At 56.8% G+C, this 19428-nt stretch carries 20 protein-coding genes; 10 read left to right on the top strand and 10 right to left on the bottom strand.

Annotated elements, in window-relative coordinates; all coding sequences use genetic code 11:
* Positions 1-44: 44 nt before the first annotated feature.
* The 3 genes from LC059_RS02160 to LC059_RS02150 all read right to left on the bottom strand — a co-directional run bounded on the left by LC059_RS02160 (position 45) and on the right by LC059_RS02150 (position 4410).
* The gene (locus LC059_RS02160; RefSeq protein WP_226702185.1) at positions 45-1271 is read right to left on the bottom strand and encodes a sensor histidine kinase; all 1227 of its coding nucleotides are present in this window, start codon (positions 1269-1271) and stop codon (positions 45-47) included.
* Positions 1271-1948, bottom strand: coding sequence for a response regulator transcription factor (locus LC059_RS02155; protein WP_226703169.1), 678 nt, complete (start codon positions 1946-1948; stop codon positions 1271-1273). Before LC059_RS02155 ends, LC059_RS02160 begins: the two co-directional genes overlap by 1 nt.
* An 80-nt stretch (positions 1949-2028) precedes the next feature.
* Positions 2029-4410, bottom strand: coding sequence for a TonB-dependent receptor (locus LC059_RS02150; RefSeq protein ID WP_226702184.1), 2382 nt, complete (start codon positions 4408-4410; stop codon positions 2029-2031).
* 34 nt (positions 4411-4444) lie between these two features.
* Between LC059_RS02150 and LC059_RS02145 the strand changes: the two genes are divergently transcribed.
* On the top strand, positions 4445-4729 hold the full coding sequence (locus LC059_RS02145; protein ID WP_226702183.1) for a hypothetical protein: 285 nt from the start codon (positions 4445-4447) through the stop codon (positions 4727-4729).
* A 13-nt stretch (positions 4730-4742) separates the two neighbouring features.
* Entirely contained in the window at positions 4743-5525 is a 783-nt protein-coding gene (locus LC059_RS02140) for an OmpW/AlkL family protein (protein ID WP_226702182.1), read from the top strand.
* A 165-nt stretch (positions 5526-5690) separates the two neighbouring features.
* Here LC059_RS02140 and LC059_RS02135 read toward each other — a convergent pair whose 3' ends face one another.
* The 3 genes from LC059_RS02135 to LC059_RS02125 are packed head-to-tail and all read right to left on the bottom strand — an operon-like array spanning position 5691 to position 9790.
* Positions 5691-6869, bottom strand: coding sequence for an iron-containing alcohol dehydrogenase (locus LC059_RS02135; RefSeq protein ID WP_226702181.1), 1179 nt, complete (start codon positions 6867-6869; stop codon positions 5691-5693).
* An 8-nt stretch (positions 6870-6877) separates the two neighbouring features.
* Entirely contained in the window at positions 6878-8275 is a 1398-nt protein-coding gene (locus tag LC059_RS02130) for an aldehyde dehydrogenase family protein (RefSeq protein WP_226702180.1), read from the bottom strand.
* Between the two features lie 48 nt (positions 8276-8323).
* Positions 8324-9790 carry a glutamine synthetase family protein gene (locus LC059_RS02125; protein WP_226702179.1) on the bottom strand — a complete coding sequence of 489 codons (1467 nt, stop codon included), beginning with the start codon at positions 9788-9790 and terminating at the stop codon, positions 8324-8326.
* A 376-nt stretch (positions 9791-10166) separates the two neighbouring features.
* On the opposite strand from LC059_RS02125, the gene ppa reads away from it, so the two are divergent.
* Positions 10167-10703: an inorganic diphosphatase gene (gene ppa, locus LC059_RS02120; protein ID WP_226702178.1), complete on the top strand. Its 537-nt coding sequence runs from the start codon at positions 10167-10169 to the stop codon at positions 10701-10703.
* Between the two features lie 112 nt (positions 10704-10815).
* Positions 10816-11439: a DNA-3-methyladenine glycosylase I gene (locus LC059_RS02115; RefSeq protein WP_226702177.1), complete on the top strand. Its 624-nt coding sequence runs from the start codon at positions 10816-10818 to the stop codon at positions 11437-11439.
* Here the strand turns inward: LC059_RS02115 and LC059_RS02110 are convergent.
* The 3 genes from LC059_RS02110 to LC059_RS02100 all read right to left on the bottom strand — a co-directional run bounded on the left by LC059_RS02110 (position 11428) and on the right by LC059_RS02100 (position 13674).
* A complete protein-coding gene (locus tag LC059_RS02110; protein WP_226702176.1) occupies positions 11428-11979 on the bottom strand; it encodes a hypothetical protein in 552 nt (183 codons plus the stop codon). The genes LC059_RS02115 and LC059_RS02110 overlap by 12 nt on opposite strands.
* A 120-nt stretch (positions 11980-12099) precedes the next feature.
* Entirely contained in the window at positions 12100-12858 is a 759-nt protein-coding gene (gene cysE, locus LC059_RS02105; protein ID WP_226703168.1) for a serine O-acetyltransferase, read from the bottom strand.
* Between the two features lie 87 nt (positions 12859-12945).
* Complete coding sequence (locus LC059_RS02100) at positions 12946-13674, bottom strand: M15 family metallopeptidase (RefSeq protein WP_226702175.1); 729 nt, start codon at positions 13672-13674, stop codon at positions 12946-12948.
* A 366-nt stretch (positions 13675-14040) separates the two neighbouring features.
* On the opposite strand from LC059_RS02100, the gene LC059_RS02095 reads away from it, so the two are divergent.
* The 4 genes from LC059_RS02095 (at position 14041) to LC059_RS02080 (ending at position 16956) form a co-directional block, all read left to right on the top strand.
* The gene (locus LC059_RS02095; protein WP_226702174.1) at positions 14041-14325 is read left to right on the top strand and encodes a TfoX/Sxy family protein; all 285 of its coding nucleotides are present in this window, start codon (positions 14041-14043) and stop codon (positions 14323-14325) included.
* Between the two features lie 212 nt (positions 14326-14537).
* Positions 14538-15425: a protease HtpX gene (gene htpX / locus LC059_RS02090; protein WP_226702173.1), complete on the top strand. Its 888-nt coding sequence runs from the start codon at positions 14538-14540 to the stop codon at positions 15423-15425.
* A gap of 67 nt (positions 15426-15492) precedes the next feature.
* Positions 15493-16566, top strand: coding sequence for a S1C family serine protease (locus LC059_RS02085; protein WP_226702172.1), 1074 nt, complete (start codon positions 15493-15495; stop codon positions 16564-16566).
* 45 nt (positions 16567-16611) lie between these two features.
* Positions 16612-16956, top strand: a complete 345-nt coding sequence (locus LC059_RS02080) for a Rieske (2Fe-2S) protein (protein WP_226702171.1) — start codon at positions 16612-16614, stop codon at positions 16954-16956.
* A 20-nt stretch (positions 16957-16976) separates the two neighbouring features.
* On the opposite strand, the gene sfsA is transcribed toward LC059_RS02080, so the two are convergent.
* Positions 16977-17687 (bottom strand): DNA/RNA nuclease SfsA, encoded by a 711-nt coding sequence (gene sfsA / locus LC059_RS02075; protein ID WP_226702170.1) that lies wholly within the window; start codon positions 17685-17687, stop codon positions 16977-16979.
* 294 nt (positions 17688-17981) lie between these two features.
* Between sfsA and dksA the strand changes: the two genes are divergently transcribed.
* Positions 17982-18419: an RNA polymerase-binding protein DksA gene (gene dksA / locus LC059_RS02070; RefSeq protein ID WP_161860171.1), complete on the top strand. Its 438-nt coding sequence runs from the start codon at positions 17982-17984 to the stop codon at positions 18417-18419.
* 69 nt (positions 18420-18488) lie between these two features.
* Positions 18489-19364: a tRNA glutamyl-Q(34) synthetase GluQRS gene (gluQRS, locus tag LC059_RS02065; RefSeq protein ID WP_226702169.1), complete on the top strand. Its 876-nt coding sequence runs from the start codon at positions 18489-18491 to the stop codon at positions 19362-19364.
* Positions 19365-19428 lie beyond the last annotated feature (64 nt).

Genomic DNA, 19428 nt, shown 5'->3' with positions numbered 1-19428 from the left:
GACGGCTTGCCATTGCCTGTGACTGCATGGAGGGCCTGCCATCGTCACCACGCAAGACGGGCGACAACGCGCGCCTCGTCCGCGTGCAAGGAAAAAGACCAGCCATTGCGCTCACACAGCCGTTGTACGATACCCAGCCCCAGACCATACCCTTGAGGCGACTCGGTCGGTGTGTACTGCTCTTCCGTGTCACTGCACACCTGATTGGTAACGAATAACTCTTGTTCTCTAATGCGAATCGTAATCGGCACCTGCCCATTGAGCGTGTGCTCGAACGCATTTCGCACCAGATTATTGACCGCGATAGAAAAAGCTCGTGGATGTCCGCAGACGCTGGGTTTTGCGAGATCGTCGATATCAAGATCGACACTCTTGCCATTTAGCAGGTGGCGCTGTTGGTCGACTGCCTGAGTGACCAGCGGCATCACAAGAAACTGCTCGTTGTACAACCCACTGTCGGTTTCGCGCGCGAGGCATAAAAACATTTCAATTGTGGAATTCATCTCGAACGTCGCATGCTTCACTCGATCTACCACTTTCGCGTCCGCCGCTGACAAATCGCTTTGTTCTAACAGCTCAAGCGCCCCCATAATCACAGTAATCGGCGTACGCAACTCATGACTGGCTGAACCGGTAAAGTACCTCTCCCTTTCCACAAATGCGCTGATACGCTCAAGCGTCTTTTCAATGGTCCTGGCGAGCACACCAACCTCATCATCGCCGAACCGACTGGACTCAATGCGTTTAAGGTCTTCCGCCGTCAGTTGCTCCGGGTCGATGTCTGCGACCACTTTAGCGAGCTGCGCGACAGGGGCGACTGCTCTACGCATCACAAGAACGCCCAACCCGAAACCAAGCGCCCCGAGCGCGCTCACGACACCCGAGATAACCAGCAGCAACCACCAATCCTCTGACGAAGCAGCCTCAATCTCAGAAACGTCGAAAACCACAAATGCGCGTCGCTGTCCATTGCCGCCAGGTACCACCGCAACATGCAACTCTTCGGCTTCGAACTCGTACAGTCCCTCATCGGGGTTTGTCTGCGCCCATTCCCTGAGTGACGCCGGCAAGCTACCAACTTCCTCGTATCCGCGAAGGTTCATCGTCAGAGATGGATAGTTTTCGGCGGCACTCTGTAGCTGCTGCGCCAGCACACGGTCTTCGCTCAACCGGATCGCAGCGAAGAACGCAAATCCCCAGACCACGCTGAGCACAGCAACACACATCGCGAAGGCAATGGCAACACGCGTGCGCAAACCGTGTCGGTACATTACTCGACTTCCTCCGCAATGCGGTACCCGATGCGATGCACCGTGTGAATGAGCGCGCTATCAAACGGCCGATCGACGACCTGCCGCAGTTTGTACATGTGCGAGCGAAGCGCGTCACCATCGGGACGCTCGTCGGCCCACAACAAGGTTTCGAGATCATCGCGAGCCACGACGGACGGAGCCGCCTCCATCAATCGCTGCAGCAGTCTCATCCCGGCGGGAGCAAGATCAATACGCTGCCCTGCGCGATGCACTTCCAGCGTGGACCTGTTCATCGTCAGATCACCTACCGTCAGCAGGCTGGAGGCCTTTCCCCGGCTTCGTTTGTACAGCGCCTGAAGTCGAGCGTGTAGCTCTTGTAGTGCGAATGGCTTAACCAGATAGTCATCGGCTCCCGCCTCGAACCCCTTGAGCTTATCGTCGAGTGTGTCTCTCGCGGTCAGCATAAGCACAGGGGTTTCTATTGATGCATCAGCGCGCAGCTTGTGACAGAAACTCAGCCCATCCATCCCCGGGAGCATCAGGTCCAGAACAATCACGTCAAACCGATTCTTCAACGCCAGGTGCATCGCACTGATCCCGTCATAGGCAAAATCCATAAGATACCCATGCTTTTCGAGATACGCGGCAATGTTCTCGCAAATACCGCGGTTATCTTCGACAACCAACACTCTGATCGGCGCGGCACCTAGCGCGTGCACCATCCGCTATCCCCTTTCCAAGTTCAAATTACCAGGCACTATTTACCACGCACTTTCTACCACGCATAATCCAACCGCAGACCAATAAGCGGCTCGGCCTCGCTATCATCTTGCACTACAACACCCCGGCGGTAGTCAAACTCAGACTCGTCGCTCGACGACGCGGCCGTTACGTTGATGACATCGAGAAAGGCGGTGACATCAATGGGACCGAATGCACGCCGGTAGTCAACACGAACATTTAACGAACCGGAACCATCAGTACGGCCTACATTTCGCTCAGTAATCTCTTTCGAGTAACGCAGAGGCTGCCCCGCCCCCAACACATCTGAGTGAATAATAAAGAGGTCATCCGGAGTACCGGAAAGGTATTTGTAGCGCCCGGCGACCTTCCAGCGACTGCTGATTTCCCAAGTCAGGCCGAGGGTAGCCACATGCTCACGGCTGAAGTCAGCGGCAACGTCACCGCGACCGTCTTTCCGGTCGACTACTGCATCGTTGTACGAATAGGTTGCGGTAGCGTAAATGCCCTCGCGAATCATACCGTTGGCCACAACATCGACGCCGTACGATGTGCCGTCACCAATATTCGCAAAGGTCCCGCTTGCCCGGTCAAGGTCTACCACCAGGCTATCGAGATTTTGATAATAAGCTTCCGTCAACACTGACCAATTGCTATTCGGGAAGTATTCATAACCGATACTGGCATGGGTAATTTCTTCATTCTCTAGAGCGTTCGATTCGTTCGCGGCCAGTTCCAAGAATCGTGGTGACTGGTGGAACATCCCGGCCGTTGCAAAATATCGAACCTTTGTACTCGGCCGCCAATTGACGCTGAATCTGGGCGACGCAAAGCTCTGGTCAGCAAAGCCATCGCGTTCAAACCGCATGCCTGTGCGGATATCCCAATCACCATGTTCAAACAGTTGCTCGATGTAACCGGCATAGTTAGTTTCTTTCTGGACGAGCGAAGAGTTGATACTCTCGGGAGTCAACACAACAAAGCGCTGATCGGGGTCTGGCCTGAAATCATCATCGTCGTAGACATATCGGATCCAATCGCCATCAAGAACGGTTTTGTAGTCCAGTTCAATCTGCGTAACTCGCGTACCGGCACTGAACACGCCCCACGGGTTCACCGTCTCGAAGTCGCTGCGCCAGCCGATCTCTGTCTCGGCCTCACCGACGGTAATAATGTTTTCCCGCACCGGAAACTCGGACGCAGGCGATCCCTCAGGTACGAGATCAGGAAATGATTCCCCCTCTGAACTGACCTTGTCGCTTGTGCGGTAGTACACCTTGTTGGTCCAGACAGCGTCTTCACCGACTAGAGAGCGCAACGTCATACCGTACAGATCACTATCCTGTTCAGAATCCTGCAGTGACGCATCCTCGAAATTGGGCGACGCAAACACGTGGGTTACGCCGCGAGTGTAGTCCTCGTGCGTATCCATCAACAGAACTTCAAACGTGTGGTTCTCGTTAACAGGGATCACCGACTTCACGATCACGTCTCTCAAGACCGGCTCGCCGATATCGAGCTCTTCGATCGTTTCAAACAAAGCGCCGAAATCCAGCCGTCGAGCAGAAACCAGCAAGGTAGAGTCTTCAGTAATACCGGTAGGACCGTCGTAACCAATTTCATAGCCCGCAAGGTCGTAACGAAAACTGGCGGAAGGACTGGGGTTGCCGTCGGCAACTTCCAGATTGAGTAGTGACGCCGCCCGGCCGCCATAAGCCGCACTCCACCCACCCGGTGAAAACTCGGCACCGCTGATCACATTGGGTGCGAAAATAGAGAAGCGGCCACCACCACCGACATCTTCCTCTTCACCCAATGTCGCATCAAAGTGCACCGCTTTATCAAAGGGAAAGCCATCCACGAATATCAGATTATCCCGGGGGCCACGGCCGCGCACACTGAAGCTCGCGAACTCACTGGCGGATGCCAGGCCCGGTAAACCATCCAGCGAAAGGAGCGGGTCTGCGCCGCCACCAACAGCACTGCGCAACGCCTCGCGATCGAGGTAGGTACTGTTAGCGGCTAATGCTTCCGCCTGCTGTGCTCGTACCTCCACTTCCTCGAGTGCCTGCTCGCCAAGTTCAAGTTCAACCTTGACGTTTTTGCGCGTAACTACCCGAATACTCGGCTCATACAGGGAATTGAACCCGCCTTTGGCGACGCTCACCGAATAGAGACCGGGATCCAGTTGATCAATGACGATGCGACCTTGAGCATTGGTCTGTACAGACCGCGTGCTATTGGTTTCCCGCTCCTCGAGCGTGATCTGCACGGATGAGAGTGGCCGGTCGGTATACTGGTCTTTGACGATGAAGGTCAATGCACCGGGTGCATCTGCGGCGTGTGCGACAAGTGGTAATCCCACCAGGTGCGCCGATAGAGCCAACCACGATACCTGTCTCAATTGCTTGCTCATGTTGCCATCCCAAATTATTGGCCGAATTTATTTGATGAAACGCTGGCAGGCTAGCAACACCAATGTGACCAAAATGTCGCTGGGGTGTGAAAACGAAGTGAAGGTGCCGAAGCTGATTACTATTCACACAGATGCGATGACTGAAGTTGCCCACCGTAAAAATAGTCAGAACAGCACATTGCGAATCTGGGTACAGCTCTTCTCGATACTATTTGAGTTCCCTTTCGTGTCAACAGATTGCGATTTTGGCACGCAAAGCTGGTTATTTTTTAAACTACAAAAAACGCTGTATTACACTTTTTATTCCACGGGTATTTAAGGAGTTACCTTGAATGAAACGGATGTTGAAATTTTCACCGATCTTGGCGCCTCTGGCTTTGGCGCTAAGTACTACCGCCTCGGCCAATCCCCTCGGCATGACCGGACCGCAGGATTTTATTGTCCGAGTGGGCGGCTATTATATGGAGCCCAATGAAGACCAGGTTAGCTTTGTCGACGAGACCTTCGAGAATTTCGATGCGTTTCGCTCTACCGTTGACCCAGGTTCCGAGTGGGGCTGGTATATGAACCTCGAGTGGAAGCCACACGAGCACTGGGGTATCGAGCTTGGCTATATGGATGGCGACGACCATACCAGCAGTCACGCTGACGGTTTTTTCACCTTCGGCTTCGACGATGTCGACTATCGCGACGTGGTCAGTTTTGATGCTGATATCAGCACCGCAAGCCTGAAATACTACCCTTTGGATGAAACTTGTATGGTTCAGCCGTATATAGGTGGTGGAATTAGCTATACCGACTTCGGTGACGGCAGTCTTAGTCGTGCAGTGCGGGATGACCTGGCTGAATTTGGACTGCGCGGCAACTTCGATTTGGGGTACTCCTGGGGCTATACCTGGCAAGCGGGGGTAGATTTTAACTTCGGACGGGAAAGCGCCTGGCTGGTCAATGTCGCCGCGGTATACGCACGGTCCGTGACCGACATGCGGATACAGCTTTTTGATGACGTCCCGCCACCCCAGGATGTAGAGCCGATTTTTGAGTCCTATTCCGGTGACTACATCTATGATCCATGGATGTTCAATTTATCAGTAGGGTACAAATTTTCGTTCTGAAGCTTCAAATTCGGCAGATAATATTGGGCGCTTCTGCGCCCATTTTTATGCATGGGAAACGCCGCCTGCCCCCATCATCACCTGGGGCTCCGCGGCAACTTCCTATATGACAACCCGCAGGGTACCGGCAATCACAATGCGTACCATCAGGCCGTAAGGTTTTTTTCAGGCAGTTCCCAGATGGCCATTGCAAGCACTCTCAAACAGTGTTTTGTAGCCAAGCTTGTCCAACGGAACTGGATTTCCCGCTGAGGAAGGATCTGACGCTGCGGCTTCACCGATTTTTTCTGACATTGCCGTATCGATACCGATCTCCGCCAGCGTGTGCGGTATACCCAGGTCCCTGCGTAAAAACAGGACCCAGTCGAGCACACCGGCAAAGCCCGCCTGCGGCAGCGCCAGGAAACGGGAAAGCCGGCTCATCGGTTCCTCAATAGCTTCTCTGTTTACCAGAAGGACGTAGGGCATAAGTATCGCGTTGAGCAAGCCGTGGTGTTTATCAAACAGCGCGCCGAGCGGGTGAGCCAGCGCATGCATCGCGCCAAGACCGCGTTGAAACGCTGTGGCACCCATACTGGAAGCGACCAGCATCTGCATGCGCGCTTCGAGATCACTGCCGTCGGCAACCGCGCGAGGGAGATATACGTAGATCAGGCGCATGGCTTCCAGTGCGATCCCCTCGGCCATTGGGTGGAAGTTCTTTGAGCAGAAGGCCTCGAGGCTGTGGGACAGTGCGTCCATCCCTGTCGCCGCTGTTATCGGTGCCGGTAATCCCAGAGTAAGCTCTGGGTCCAGGAGAACAATTTCCGGCAGCATACGCGGGTGGAAAATAATTTTTTTCAGCTTCGCCTCTTCATCGGTAATCACTGACGAGCGCCCTACCTCCGAGCCGGTGCCGGCGGTTGTTGGCACTGCGATCACAGGAACCATGCCGTGTGTGGTTACCCTGAGGTAGTTATCCCCCACATCCTCGAAATCCCAGATGCTATGGGTCTGCCCCACCATGAGTGCAATGGCCTTCCCCGCATCCAGTGCAGAGCCGCCCCCCAGGGCAATCACGCCATCACATCCGTGGGCTTTAAAGATGGACACACCGTCGCTTACATTCCTGCCGGTAGGGTTACCTTTTATCTCACTGAACACCATCAGCGGTACTCCGGCCACCAGGCAGTTTTCCACAATCCTTTGCACTAGCGGCAGCGCTGCGAGACCTGGGTCGGTGACGAGCATGGGGCTTGCCATACCCATTTCCCGACACAGCTGCGGAAGCTCATTAACGCGCCCGGGACCAACGCGCATATCAGTGGGGTAATTCCAGTTGGTGAAAAATTTGGTGTCGGACATACTGAGGCTCAGTGTCTTAGTTTGAAGTGGAACGATTTCGGTCGGGTGAGTTGCTCAAATCCAATGCCGGACAGGGTGCAGCCGCGCCCGGAGTTTTTTATTCCAGTCCAGGCCAACGCAGGGTCGAGATAATCGCAGCGATTTAGAAATACAGTGCCTGTCTGCAACTTATCCCCAATTTCCAATGCAACGTCTTCATCTTCGGAGAAGATCGCCGCTGTGAGCCCATATTCACTGTCATTCATCAATGCGATGGCCTCGGCGTCATCCGCAACCGACATTGCTCCCAGTACAGGGCCAAATGACTCTTCGCTCATAACCCGCATATTGTGATTAACATTGGTGAGCAACTGCGGCGCCATATAGGCGCTACCACGCTGGTCCAGGGCAAAGTCGCCGTCATCGATATGAGCATGGGCCCCCTGCTCCAGCGCCTCATCAATCTGGTCGCGCACGAAATCGGCTGCACTGGCACGCACGAGCGGGCCCAGTGTCGTGGGGCGCTCATCGGAGCGACCTAAACGATATTCGCGAATCTGGGCGGTCGCACGCTGCACGAACTCATCAAACAGGGACTGGTGCACATAGAGCCGCTCGATACCACAGCAGGACTGACCGGAGTTAAAAAAAGCCCCATCTACGACCGCGGCCACCGCATGTTCCAAATCGGCATCCGCCCGCACATAGGCAGGGTCCTTTCCGCCAAGCTCGAGGCCGACAGAGAGAAAGCGCCCCGCAGCAGCCGTTTCCACCGCCGCACCGCCGGCGACAGAGCCGGTAAACGCAACATGCTGCACACTGCCATTGATAATGATCTGCTCCGCATCGCGATGATCCAGATGCAGATACTGGAAAACTCCCGATGGCAATCCGGCCTCAGTAAACGCTTCCACCAGCCGCTCCGCACAAAGTGGCGTCTGCGCAGAGTGTTTCAGGATAACGCTGTTACCGGCCAGTAATGCCGGCGCTATCGCATTGATGGCCGTGAGATAGGGGTAGTTCCACGGTGCTATTACGAAACTGGTACCCAGTGGCTCCCGGCGAATAAAGCGTGAAAAACCCGTTTTTTCCGCAAGCGGAATGTCCGCCAACGGACTGCCACTGCTCTCTGCCAGATCCGCCATATACAGCGCACGCTCAGCGAGGCCATCGATTTCACCACCCGCGTATTGAATCGGTCTTCCCATCTGCCAACAAATTTCTTCCCCCAACTGGCTTTTTTTCTGTTGCAGAATTTTTACCGCAGCGCGCACCAGTGTGGCGCGCTCGGAGATAGGAACTCGCTTCCAGTTCAACTGGGCACCCTCAGCTCTGCCCAGGGTATTCTGAATTTCGTATTCTGTGGCCAGTGGACGCTCAACGTAGACGCTGTTATCGATCGGTGAAATACACTGGAGTTTTTGCATAAGCTTGAGTGGCTTCCTGCCCATGTCTAAGGAAATTAGATCTGAGAATCAAATAATCTCGAAGTAACGCTGTAGCTCCCAGTCCCCGATATGCTTGCGGTATTCCCTCTCTTCCCATTCACGGCTCGCGGCAAAATGCTCTACAAAAGTATCGCCAAACAGATCCCGTGCGGCATTGGATTGCTTGAGTCTTTGCGCCGAATCCCACAGGGTGCGCGGTAAGGCCAGTTCCTGGGGATGCTCAGCTTCATAAGCATTCCCCTCAACCGGTTGGCCCGGCTCCCAACCCTGCTCGATACCGTAGAGACCTGAACCCAGTGCGACAGCCAATGCAAGATAGGGATTGGCGTCGGCAGCACCGAGGCGATACTCCTGACGCTGGGACTTGTCACTGCCGGGAATCACTCGCAGTGCCGCGGTACGGTTTTCCACACCCCAGGTGGCATCGGTAGGCGCCCAGAAACCAGGTATCATGCGACGATAGCTGTTAATGGTGGGAGCAACCATGCAAAGCATCTCCGGCATCAACCGCTGCTGACCAGCAAGAAAGTGCCGCTGGGTGTCGCTCATGGAATGTGGCTGACCTTGGGCATAGAACGCTGAGGCATTGCCTTCCTTACTGCGCAGGGAAAGGTGAATGTGCCCGCTCTGGCCCGGGTAATCGTTGGACCACTTGGCCATAAAAGTGGCCATCAATCCACGCCGCTCCGCCAACACCTTGATAAACGTCTTGAACAGCGCCGCCTTATCACCCGCAGCTTCGGCGTTGTCGACGGTAATCGCCGCCTCCAGTACACCAGGCCCGGTTTCCGTGTGCAGCCCCTCTATGGGGAAGTCCATCTGCTCGGCGAGTTCCAGGATCTCGTGGTACAGATCCGCGTGTACCGAATTGCGGATCATTGAGTAGCCGAACCAGCCAGGTGTAAAAGGCTTTAAATTCCGGTAGCCCTTGGCACGGGCACTATCTGGCGTTTCGTCGAACACAAAGAACTCGTATTCCAGCGCCGCATAGGGCGCGAAGCCCGCCTCCTCACAGCGCTCGATCACGCGCCGCAACAGCGCCCGAGGGCACACCTCCTCGGCGGCGCCTTCAAATTCCGCCAGGAACAGCAGCATGCCATTCTCAAACGGCACCTCGCGACAGGTGTGAGGCAGAATGCGCACCGGAGCATCCGGATAGCCCGTATGCCAACCGGTGTAGCGGGCGTTGTCGTACAACTGATCCTGGATATCCCACCCCAACACCACGTCGCAAAAGGCAAAGCCCTTGTCGAGGGCAGAGAAAAACTTCTCCCGGCTCATGTATTTGCCGCGCATCACCCCATCGTTATCAAACAGGCCCACTTTTACATGGGTCAGGTTGCGCGCCTCTACGATCCGCTTGGCCTCCTCCACGGTACGCACCTGGCGGGGGTTCAACGCCCTTGGCGTACCATTGGCGGCGGGTGATGGGGAAGGTACAGAAGTGGTGAGAGTAGCCGCCGAGGCTGGCGGCTGTTCAGTGGAATCGTCCATGAGAAGCTCCGTTATTGTGACCAGCTCGTCACACATGGATGACGGGCGGATTCTTGCGCTCAAGCATAGTCAACATACCAAAGTCCTGCGCGAAGGGATCGATTGCGGGCAAAGCCTTGCGAGACGTTGATTCGGGCTTAAGCCCTCACCCTACGGGCGCCAGTGGCGTCCAAAGCTCTCGCTTGGTCCGCGAGAGGGACCTCGTGGAAGAGCCCCCATGGATGGGTTAAGGGGGGGCGCCTAGCTCGTGTCTCGCAAGGCTTTGCCCGTAAGCGGTCCCGCCACCGGACCAAAAACTGACGACTATGTTAGCGACCGCTCAGGGTATATAATCCGGCCTCCAAATTTTCCGATCACATATCATTCAGGACCAGCAATGAGCTTCGACAAGGTTTCCGCAGGTAAAGACCTGCCCAACGATATCAACGTAATCATCGAGATCCCGGCCAACCACGATCCGATCAAATACGAAGTCGACAAGGACGCGGACGCGGTATTCGTAGACCGTTTCGTAGCTACCCCCATGTTCTACCCGGCCAACTACGGCTACGTGCCCCAGACCCTGTCTGAAGACGGCGACCCCCTGGACGTGCTGGTTGTAGCGCCCTACCCGGTAATGGTTGGCTCCGTAATCCGCTCCCGCGTAGTCGGCGTGCTGAACATGACCGACGAATCCGGCGTAGACGCCAAGCTGCTGGCGGTACCGCACACCAAACTGACCAAGCTGTACGACCACGTCAACGAAATCGGCGACCTGCCGGAGCTGCTGATCAAGCAGATCGAGCACTACTTCGAAAACTACAAAGCCCTGGAAGCGGGCAAGTGGGTGAAAGTAGACGGCTGGGCCGATGCTGAAGCAGCACGCAAGGAAGTGATGGCTTCCCGTGAGCGCTACCTGAAAGAAGAAGGCTGATCCGCACGAGTGATCACCCAATCTTTCCGAAAGCCGGCCTTGCGCCGGCTTTTTTGTGCCCGTTAAATACTCTCAACAAACACAGAGAACAAAAATTTACGGAGCAGCATTCATGCCAAATACCGTCAATGGGCCCGATGGCAAACCCCGTTGCGGCTGGTGTGCCGCCACTGACGACTTCTTTCCCTACCACGATAACGAGTGGGGTTTCCCGGTGGACGACGACCAGCGCCTGTTTGAAAAGATCTGCCTGGAGGGGTTTCAGTCGGGGCTGAGCTGGCGAACCATTCTCGCCAAGCGGGAAAACTTTCGCGCAGCCTTCAAACAGTTTGACTTCAACAAGGTGGCGAGATTTTCCGAAAAAGATGTGGAGCGGCTGCTACAGGACGAGGGAATTGTGCGCCACAGGGGCAAAATTGAGGCAGTGATCAACAACGCCCGGCGCGCCCGCGAGATGATTAAAGAGGAAGGTTCACTGGCGGCCTATTTCTGGCGCTTCGAGCCCGAGGAATCCGCAGATACCGCACCGCAAAGTGTTTCTACTTCTGATGCTTCCAAGGCCATTTCAAAGGACCTAAAAAAGCGCGGCTGGAAATTTGTTGGCCCCACCACCGTTTACGCGTTTATGCAGGCGATGGGACTGATCAATGACCACGTGGAAAATTGCGTCACACGCAAAGCCGTGGACAAAGCCCGGAAGCAGTTTAAGCGACCTTCCACCCACTCAGTCCGGTAGCTTGAACGAAGCCTTACCGGTAGCGTGACCGCCCAGCTGCCAGTCTGGCACCTGCACCTCGACGGGCGGCACTTGTTGCTGCTCGCTCGCTTCCACCAGGTTCCCAACTGCGGGCTTCAGGCTGAGGTGACTCACCGGTACCTGCACCGGATCCACCTTCGAGCGCTCGTGCTCCTTCAGCAAGTTGCCCTCCATCGGGGCCAGCGAAAGACCGCCTGCCGGTTCAACTTCCGGTACCGCGGGAACGGATGACACTGGCTGTGGCGCCGCGGCCGCCGGCTCAGGTTTAGATACGGGCTCAGGCTCGCCCTCCGCCTTGAGCGCAGACTGCGCCCCATGACGTGCCAGGGTTGCCTGCAGCTGCTCCGCCTGGGCGTGATTCAGCCCTTTCTTGATCGCCAACGGACGACCACTAAACAGCTTCTCCACGGTTTCCGGGCCCGCCTTGAACAGGCGCGCAAAATTGGCTTTCACGTCCGCCGCGGTGTACCCGGGCAGCAGGTCACCACGGAAAATCACGCTATAGGTCGATTCGCTCATTGCCTTACCTCAAAAGTGGGCTCGAAGGTATTGCCGGTGCCTGCCGGCAGTTCTTATTTCTCTTATTGTTTCTTTATCTTGCCACGACTGGCGCGGCTTACAGCGACTATTCAAACCAATTTAGTCGTCGGAATCCAGTGTCTGATCCATGGTGTAGGCCGGTGCCCCTTCACATTTTCCACCCACCACACGCGCCGGAACACCAGCGACTGTGGAATGGGCCGGCACGTCCCGTAACACCAGGCTGCCCGCCGCAACTTTTACACCTTCGCCAACCCGAATGGGCCCCAGAACCTTGGCACCGGCACCAATCATGACACCGCGTCCGATTTTGGGGTGACGGTCCCCACCGCCGCTACCGCTGCCACCCAGGGTCACCGAGTGGAGGATGGAGACGTCATCCTCCACCACGCAGGTCTCACCCACCACAAATCCGGTGGCATGGTCGATCATGATGCCGCAACCAAAACGGGCGGCGGGATGAATATCCACCGCAAACTGTTCGGAAACCTGGCTCTGGAAATACAATGCCAAGGTGTGGCGTCCCTTCTTCCACAACCAGTGTGCGATGCGATGGGACTGCAGGGCGTGGAAACCCTTGAAGTAGAGGAACGGCATCAGGTACTGGTCGCACGCCGGGTCGCGGTCGAACCAGGCGCAGATATCCGCCTGCATACACTGGGAAATACCCGGATCGTCGGCGAGGGCCGCGGCGATCACTTCCTGCAAGGCCGTCGCCGTCAGTGCCGCATGATCCAGTACCGACGCCAGCTGATAGGCCAACGCACGGTCAATGGTGTTGTGGCGCAAAACCGTATTGTGGAAATAGCTGGCCAACACCGGCTCGCCGGAAGCGGCGGCAGCGGCCTCTGCGCGCATGGCGGTCCAGATATCGCGCTGTTTCAGTTCGTGGACTTTCACTTCGCTAAGAGAAATGGCGGTAGCTCCTGTGCTGGCACCTGGTCATCATAGTCGGGTGATATTTGTGGGGTAGGCCGCATCCGGCACCGCTATAAAACGCGGGAAGATTTCCGGCATCTGGTCGCAAATGCATTCAGTCAGTGTCAGCCCCTGCGTTTGCTCGCAACTCAGGATTTGCTCCAGCAGGGCCTGCTCGGTCAGGAGATCCTGAAACTCGCGCGCGCGCGGCGCGTAGCTCAGGTGCCAGCGCTCGGGAGCCACACCGCCGCGATCTACCGCGTAAGGGCGGAAAAGACCATAGCTTTTTCCTTCGGCGATTCGCTCGTCGAGCCAGCAGTGGAATGGGCCAAACACACCCTCGTCTGCCACTTCCTCCGGAGTCAGCTGAACCCGAAAATCCTCCGGTACTGCGGCGGCATCAATCACATCAAAATCCGTACCCCAGTGGTGACGAGAGCCTCCGGGCAGTGCCGACCAGCGCAATATAGCGAATACAATTTCCTCTGGCGACATTCGCGCCACATCCAGCTCTCGCCCCTCACTGTCGAATACCGGTCGCTGCCCGCAAGCCTTGGCATTCCAGATGGTGCGCTGACGCGCGAAATCGCGAAATCCGGAGACCACCTTCGGGTCGAAACCTGCCAACCGGGCATCACGTCGCAATTGGTCAAATGCCGTGAGCGCTTCCGGGTGCATCAGCTGGCCGGAGACCGGCTCAAGAATCACGTGCGCATCGGTGAACCCAAATAGGATATTTTTCAGAAGTTGGTGCATTTAAGCGGGCCTCTGGTACAAAAAAGCGCTCACACAGGGAACACGAAATACTGCAAAAGCGAATAATACAGACTAGGCTTTTGCTGCGGACGTGACTAAATAGTACAAGTGTGCCGCGTGCTGACGGCGGCCGCAAATTTCCGGACTGTTCCCTGCTATTGCCCTCTCAAGTGTTCGCATCGAAGTGGAACCTACAATCTCTGGCAGTGAGCAACACGGTTTGGGCTTTTGTGCTTTTGTGCTATGTTGGACGCCCGTTGCATCTGGCTCAGGGTAGAGCCGGATCGAAAGTGCCGCGGCAGGCTGTTACGCCGCGATGTATCAGCGCGATGCAACAAAAGCATCAACAGTTCAGGGAATGAATTTATGCACCCAAGTCAATCAGAGTTGTTAAAACTGAAAAACCTGGGACTCGCCTCCGTCAATATTCTTCATTCCATTGGCATTCGCACTCAGGATGACCTGCACCGCGTGGGGCCGGCTGAAGCGTTCGCCAGTATTCGCCGTCGCGGTATCAACGCCTCCCGCGTTCTCCTTTATGCTCTGCAGGGTGCCCTGCTGGACGTCCACTGGAACGACCTGGACCCAGACCTCAAGGCTTCACTCGTCACTGAGGCTGAGCAGCTGATGTCCCGCAAAGACAGCGCCTGACCCTATACTCTCCTGAAATTGCGCCCGAACAGACTTGTAAATGGCGCAATCAGACCCTATCTAACCCCTGACGCCCCGCCTGAGAGGTGGTGTATACCTGCGCCGTGCCGGTCAGCTTAAACTGGACCCGGGCCGCCTGAGTAGCGTCCTCTTTAAGTTTCGTTTGTGTTCCTCGATCTCGTGTTTTCCTCAATGTCTCTCGGAGAAGTCTGATGTTGCGAATAGGGCTCTTTTTGCTTACCAACCTGGCGGTGATGGTGCTCGTCGGCATCATATTCAACTTGCTGGGTATACAGGGCATTCTCGATGCCAATGGCGTCAACCTGAACCTGCCTGGCCTGCTATTGATGTGTGCCATTTTCGGTATTGGCGGCGCGCTGATTTCTCTGCTGATGTCGAAAACCATCGCGCGTATGTCCACCCGCACCCAGGTGATCGACCAGCCCCAGACCGCGGACGAGCGCTGGCTGGTGGAAACCGTACGTGAGCTGTCGCAAAAGGCCGGGATCGGCATGCCCGATGTGGGTATTTTTCCCATGCCCCAGGCCAATGCCTTTGCCACCGGCTGGAACCGGAATAATGCGCTGGTGGCGGTCAGTGCCGGCCTACTGCAGCGTTTCAATCGGGATGAGGCACGCGCGGTGATCGGTCACGAAATTGGCCACGTGGCCAACGGCGACATGATCACCCTGGCCCTGATCCAGGGCGTAGTAAACACCTTCGTGATGTTCTTTGCGCGCATTGTCGGCTTCTTCGTCGACCGCGTACTGCTGCGCAATGAGCAGGGACTGGGCATCGGCTACTACATCACATCCATCATCATGGACATGGTGTTTGGGGTGTTTGCGATGATGATCGTCGCTTGGTTCAGTCGCCGCCGCGAATACCGTGCGGACGCCGCCGGCGCCCATCTGGCCAGCCCCAACGCCATGATTGCGGCGCTGGCCCGTATCAAGGCGGAGTCCGAGGCAGGCCGCGAGGAGCCGCTGCCGGCGAACATGAAAGCCTTCGGCATCTATGGCAACAGCATGGCCGCCCTGCTCGCCAGCCACCCGCCTCTTGAGGATCGGATCCTGGCACTGCAAAATTCTGCTCGATAATTGCCAAACCTCGGGGGGCCTGCCCCCCCGACCCGAGCAAAACCCACGTGCAGGAATTCATCCACCAATGCTTGTGAAAAATTTTCGCTCCAGTTTCGCCCTCGCCCTTCTGCTGATTTGCTCGGCGTTTAGTACCCTGAACAGTGCCATCGCAGACTCCCGTATCCCACAGTTCGCCACCGATGACGAAACCAACACCATGCAGGTGTTCAACTTCGCCAGTCCGTCGGTGGTTTACGTCACCAATGAAACCGTGGTCCGCGACCGCTGGACCCTGCGCCTGCACACGGTGCCCAAAGGGGCCGGCAGTGGCTTCATCTGGGACGAAAAGGGTCATGTAGTAACCAATTACCACGTGATCGAAGAAGCCCGCAAAATCACCATTACCCTGCAAGATCGCAGTGAATGGCCGGCGGAGTTGGTGGGTTCTGCGCCAGAAAAGGATCTGGCGGTACTGAAGATCAATGCCCCGCGAGAGCTACTGAAGCCGCTGCTTCCCGGTGAGTCCGCAGGGCTTTCGGTGGGGCGCAAGGTACTCGCCATCGGCAACCCTTTTGGCCTGGACACTACGCTAACTACCGGCGTGGTCAGCGCCCTCGGCCGCGAGATCGAGGCGACCGGCAATCGCACCATTCGCAATGTGATACAGACGGATGCGGCGATCAATCCGGGGAATTCCGGCGGGCCGCTGCTCGACAGCAGTGGGCGCCTTATCGGCGTGAATACAGCGATATACAGCCCCAGTGGCGCCAGTGTCGGTATCGGCTTCGCCATTCCAGTAGATACCGTGAAGAAGATCGTACCCGAACTGATTGCCCATGGACGCCTGGTAAGGCCCATCCTGGGAATCGAATCGGCGCCGGATCAGTGGGCAAACCGTTACGATTTCAAAGGCGTTGCGGTGCTGCGCACTGCGCCTGGCCTGCCGGCAGAGCGCGCGGGGCTGCGCGGCGTGTATCGCGGCAGTCGTGGAGGCTGGCAACTGGGGGATGTGATCGTCGGTATCGACGGGCTCCCGGTCAGTAATTACGACGACCTGATGAATGTGCTGGAGAACCGTCGCCCCGGGGACGAGGTGAAGGTGGAGTACCTGCGTGACGGCGAGGCCTACCAGACCTCCCTGGTGCTCGCCGCGCCCTGAGCAGTTACACTGCGCGCCAGAAATTCATCCGACACGTGTATATCCATGCAAAAACATTTTCTCTGCAGCTACGACGAACTCAGCGAAGGCGAATCCAAGGGCTTTCCCCTCGGCGACAAGAGCGCGGGCATGGACAATGTGTTTGCGGTCAAGAAAGACGGCGAAGTCTTCGCCTATAAAAACATCTGCCCGCACCGGGGCATCAACCTGGAATGGCAGCCGGACCAGTTTCTGGATTCGGAGAAGGCTCTGATCCAATGCGCCTCCCACGGTGCGCTGTTTGAGATTACTACTGGCGAGTGCATCGCCGGCCCCTGCGCGGGCGATGCGCTGACGCCAGTACCGGTGGAATACGCTCAGGAAGGGCTCTACGTTTTATTGGCAGACTGATTCCAGCGCAACTTTCATCTTCAGCCCTGCTCCCCGATAAACGGCACTGGCTCACTCAGGCAAATCTCGTCGGCTCCAAGCCGTGCCCGATAGGCGATCACTTCCACCCCCGCCTTGACCGCCGCTGTTAACGCCGCGGCGTAAGCCGGATCGATCTCGGCGGCCGCCTCCACGGTTTCGATCTGCGAGTGCTGCACGCAGTAGAACAGCACTGCCCGGGTACCCGACTCCACCAGCTTCTGTAACTCCCGCAGGTGTTTGGCACCACGCGCGCTGACCGCATCCGGGAACAGGCCCCGGGCACCCTCAGCCAGGGTCACATTTTTCACTTCTACATAGCAGTCGCCCTTTTTCCCACTGAGCAGAAAATCAATGCGGCTGTTTTCCTCTCCGTACTTCACTTCCCTGCGCAGGGTGTCGTACCCCTGAAGCTCAGATACCACGCCATTGGTGATGGCCTCTTCCACCAGGTGGTTGGCACGACTCGTGTTGACACCGGCAAGCGCCCCTTCCGGGGTGGTGGTAATTTCCAGGGTGTGGCGGTATTTCCGTTTGGGGTTGCCGGAGTCGGAATACCAACAGGGCGTTTTTTCCTCCCAGCAATTTTTCATCGATCCGGTGTTGGGGCAATGAATGGTTATAATTTCGCCAGCAGAAGTCTCCACATCGGCGAGAAATCGCTTGTAACGGCGCAGCAGTCTTCCCTCGGTGAGGGGCGGGTTGATTTTCACGCAAGAGCCTACAAAAAGTCAGGTTTGAATGGATTTAACGACAAGCTGTCGAAAAAACGGCCGCCAGAATACACCATCAAGCCAATTCTTCACGGTCGGATTGTCGACGGAACCTCAAGGAGGCAACATTTTGTGGCGCAGTTCTGAGAGATTTGATAGTTTCCTCGCCTTGGTCGCATTAGCGGCCTGAGGATACAGCCGGCGGTCGCTTAGGCTTCGTGCAGCCTGCTAGGCTTGAATTTGGTTGTAATGCCCCCATAAATCGGGGCCCGTATTACGAGAGAGGCAATGACTATGCCCAATACTGCTGCGAAATCCGATTCTCTTCACGGCTTCGAGCCCTATCAGGAACAGAAGGGCGAGGAGTACATGAATGAGAAGCAGCAGGAGCATTTCCGCAAACTGCTGCTGGCCTGGAAGGCCGAACTTATGGCAGAAGTGGATCGCACCGTAACTCACATGAAAGATGAAGCTGCGAACTTCCCGGACCCTGCGGACCGCGCCAGCCAGGAAGAAGAGTTCAGCCTGGAACTGCGCACCCGCGATCGCGAGCGCAAACTGATCAAGAAGATCGATGCCACCATCGAACTGATCGACCAGGACGACTATGGCTTCTGCGAGGCTTGTGGCGTCGAAATCGGCATTCGCCGTCTGGAAGCACGTCCCACCGCCACCCTGTGTGTGGACTGCAAGACTCTGGCGGAAATCAAAGAAAAGCAGATCTCCGGCTGATCGGGCGTTTTTCGGGTAGCGCCTGCAGGCGCTGCCCGGTTCCCTCCTCTCATACCGAATACATTCCCAGTGTCTGTATTAACCACTCCTCCGGCACACTACATCGGTCGCTTTGCGCCGTCCCCCACTGGCCCCCTGCATTTCGGCTCACTGGTCTGCGCCCTCGGTAGCTACCTCGACAGCATCGCCCACGGCGGCCACTGGCTGGTGCGCATGGAAGACCTGGACCCACCGCGGGAAATGCCCGGCGCGGCACAGCGCATCCTGACATCCCTCGATGCCCACGGCCTCCACGCCCACGGGCCGGTGGAATGGCAGAGCCGGCGCCACACTCTTTATCTGGAAGCGCTGGAGCAACTGCGGGCGAAAGACTTGGTATACCCGTGCTCCTGCACGCGCGAGCAGGTGCGCAAGGCCGGCGGCCACCGCCGGGAAAGCTGCGTAGGCGAACAGGGGCAATACGCCCTGCGCTTTGCGTGCGCCGGTGCCACCGAAACTTTTACCGATATCTGGCAAGGGGAGCAAACCCAGCCGATTGCCGAAGACCCGATCCTCAAGCGCAAGGATGGCCTCTACGCGTACCAGCTGGCCGTAGTGGTGGACGATATCCAGCAGAACGTCAGTTGCGTGGTGCGAGGTGCCGACCTTCTGGATTGCACAGGCATCCAGCGACAACTATTTCGCGCACTGGACACCGAGCCGCCACTATTCGGCCACCTGCCGCTGGTGATGAATGAGGGCGGGCAGAAGCTCAGTAAACAGAACCACGCTGCCCCCCTGGACGATGCCACCCCGTCACAAAACCTGGTCCAGGCACTGACGTTTCTCGGCTTTCACCCGCCGCCCCCCCTGGCAAACGAGGCGCCTGCGCAGATTCTCAGCTGGGCGAGTGCGCGCTGGCAGCGGCATGCTGTAGATCGCCGCAATCGATTACTGGGACAGTAACCACAGTTGAATTCCCCCCTCCCCGCGCATTAACATTTTGCGCCAACTTTCCCGTTCCGCGCAT

The organism is Microbulbifer elongatus, from assembly GCF_020524885.1.
Lineage (GTDB): Bacteria > Pseudomonadota > Gammaproteobacteria > Pseudomonadales > Cellvibrionaceae > Microbulbifer > Microbulbifer elongatus_A.
Note: the sequence above shows the minus strand (reverse complement) of the source record. Positions and strands in the feature narration are given on the sequence as shown.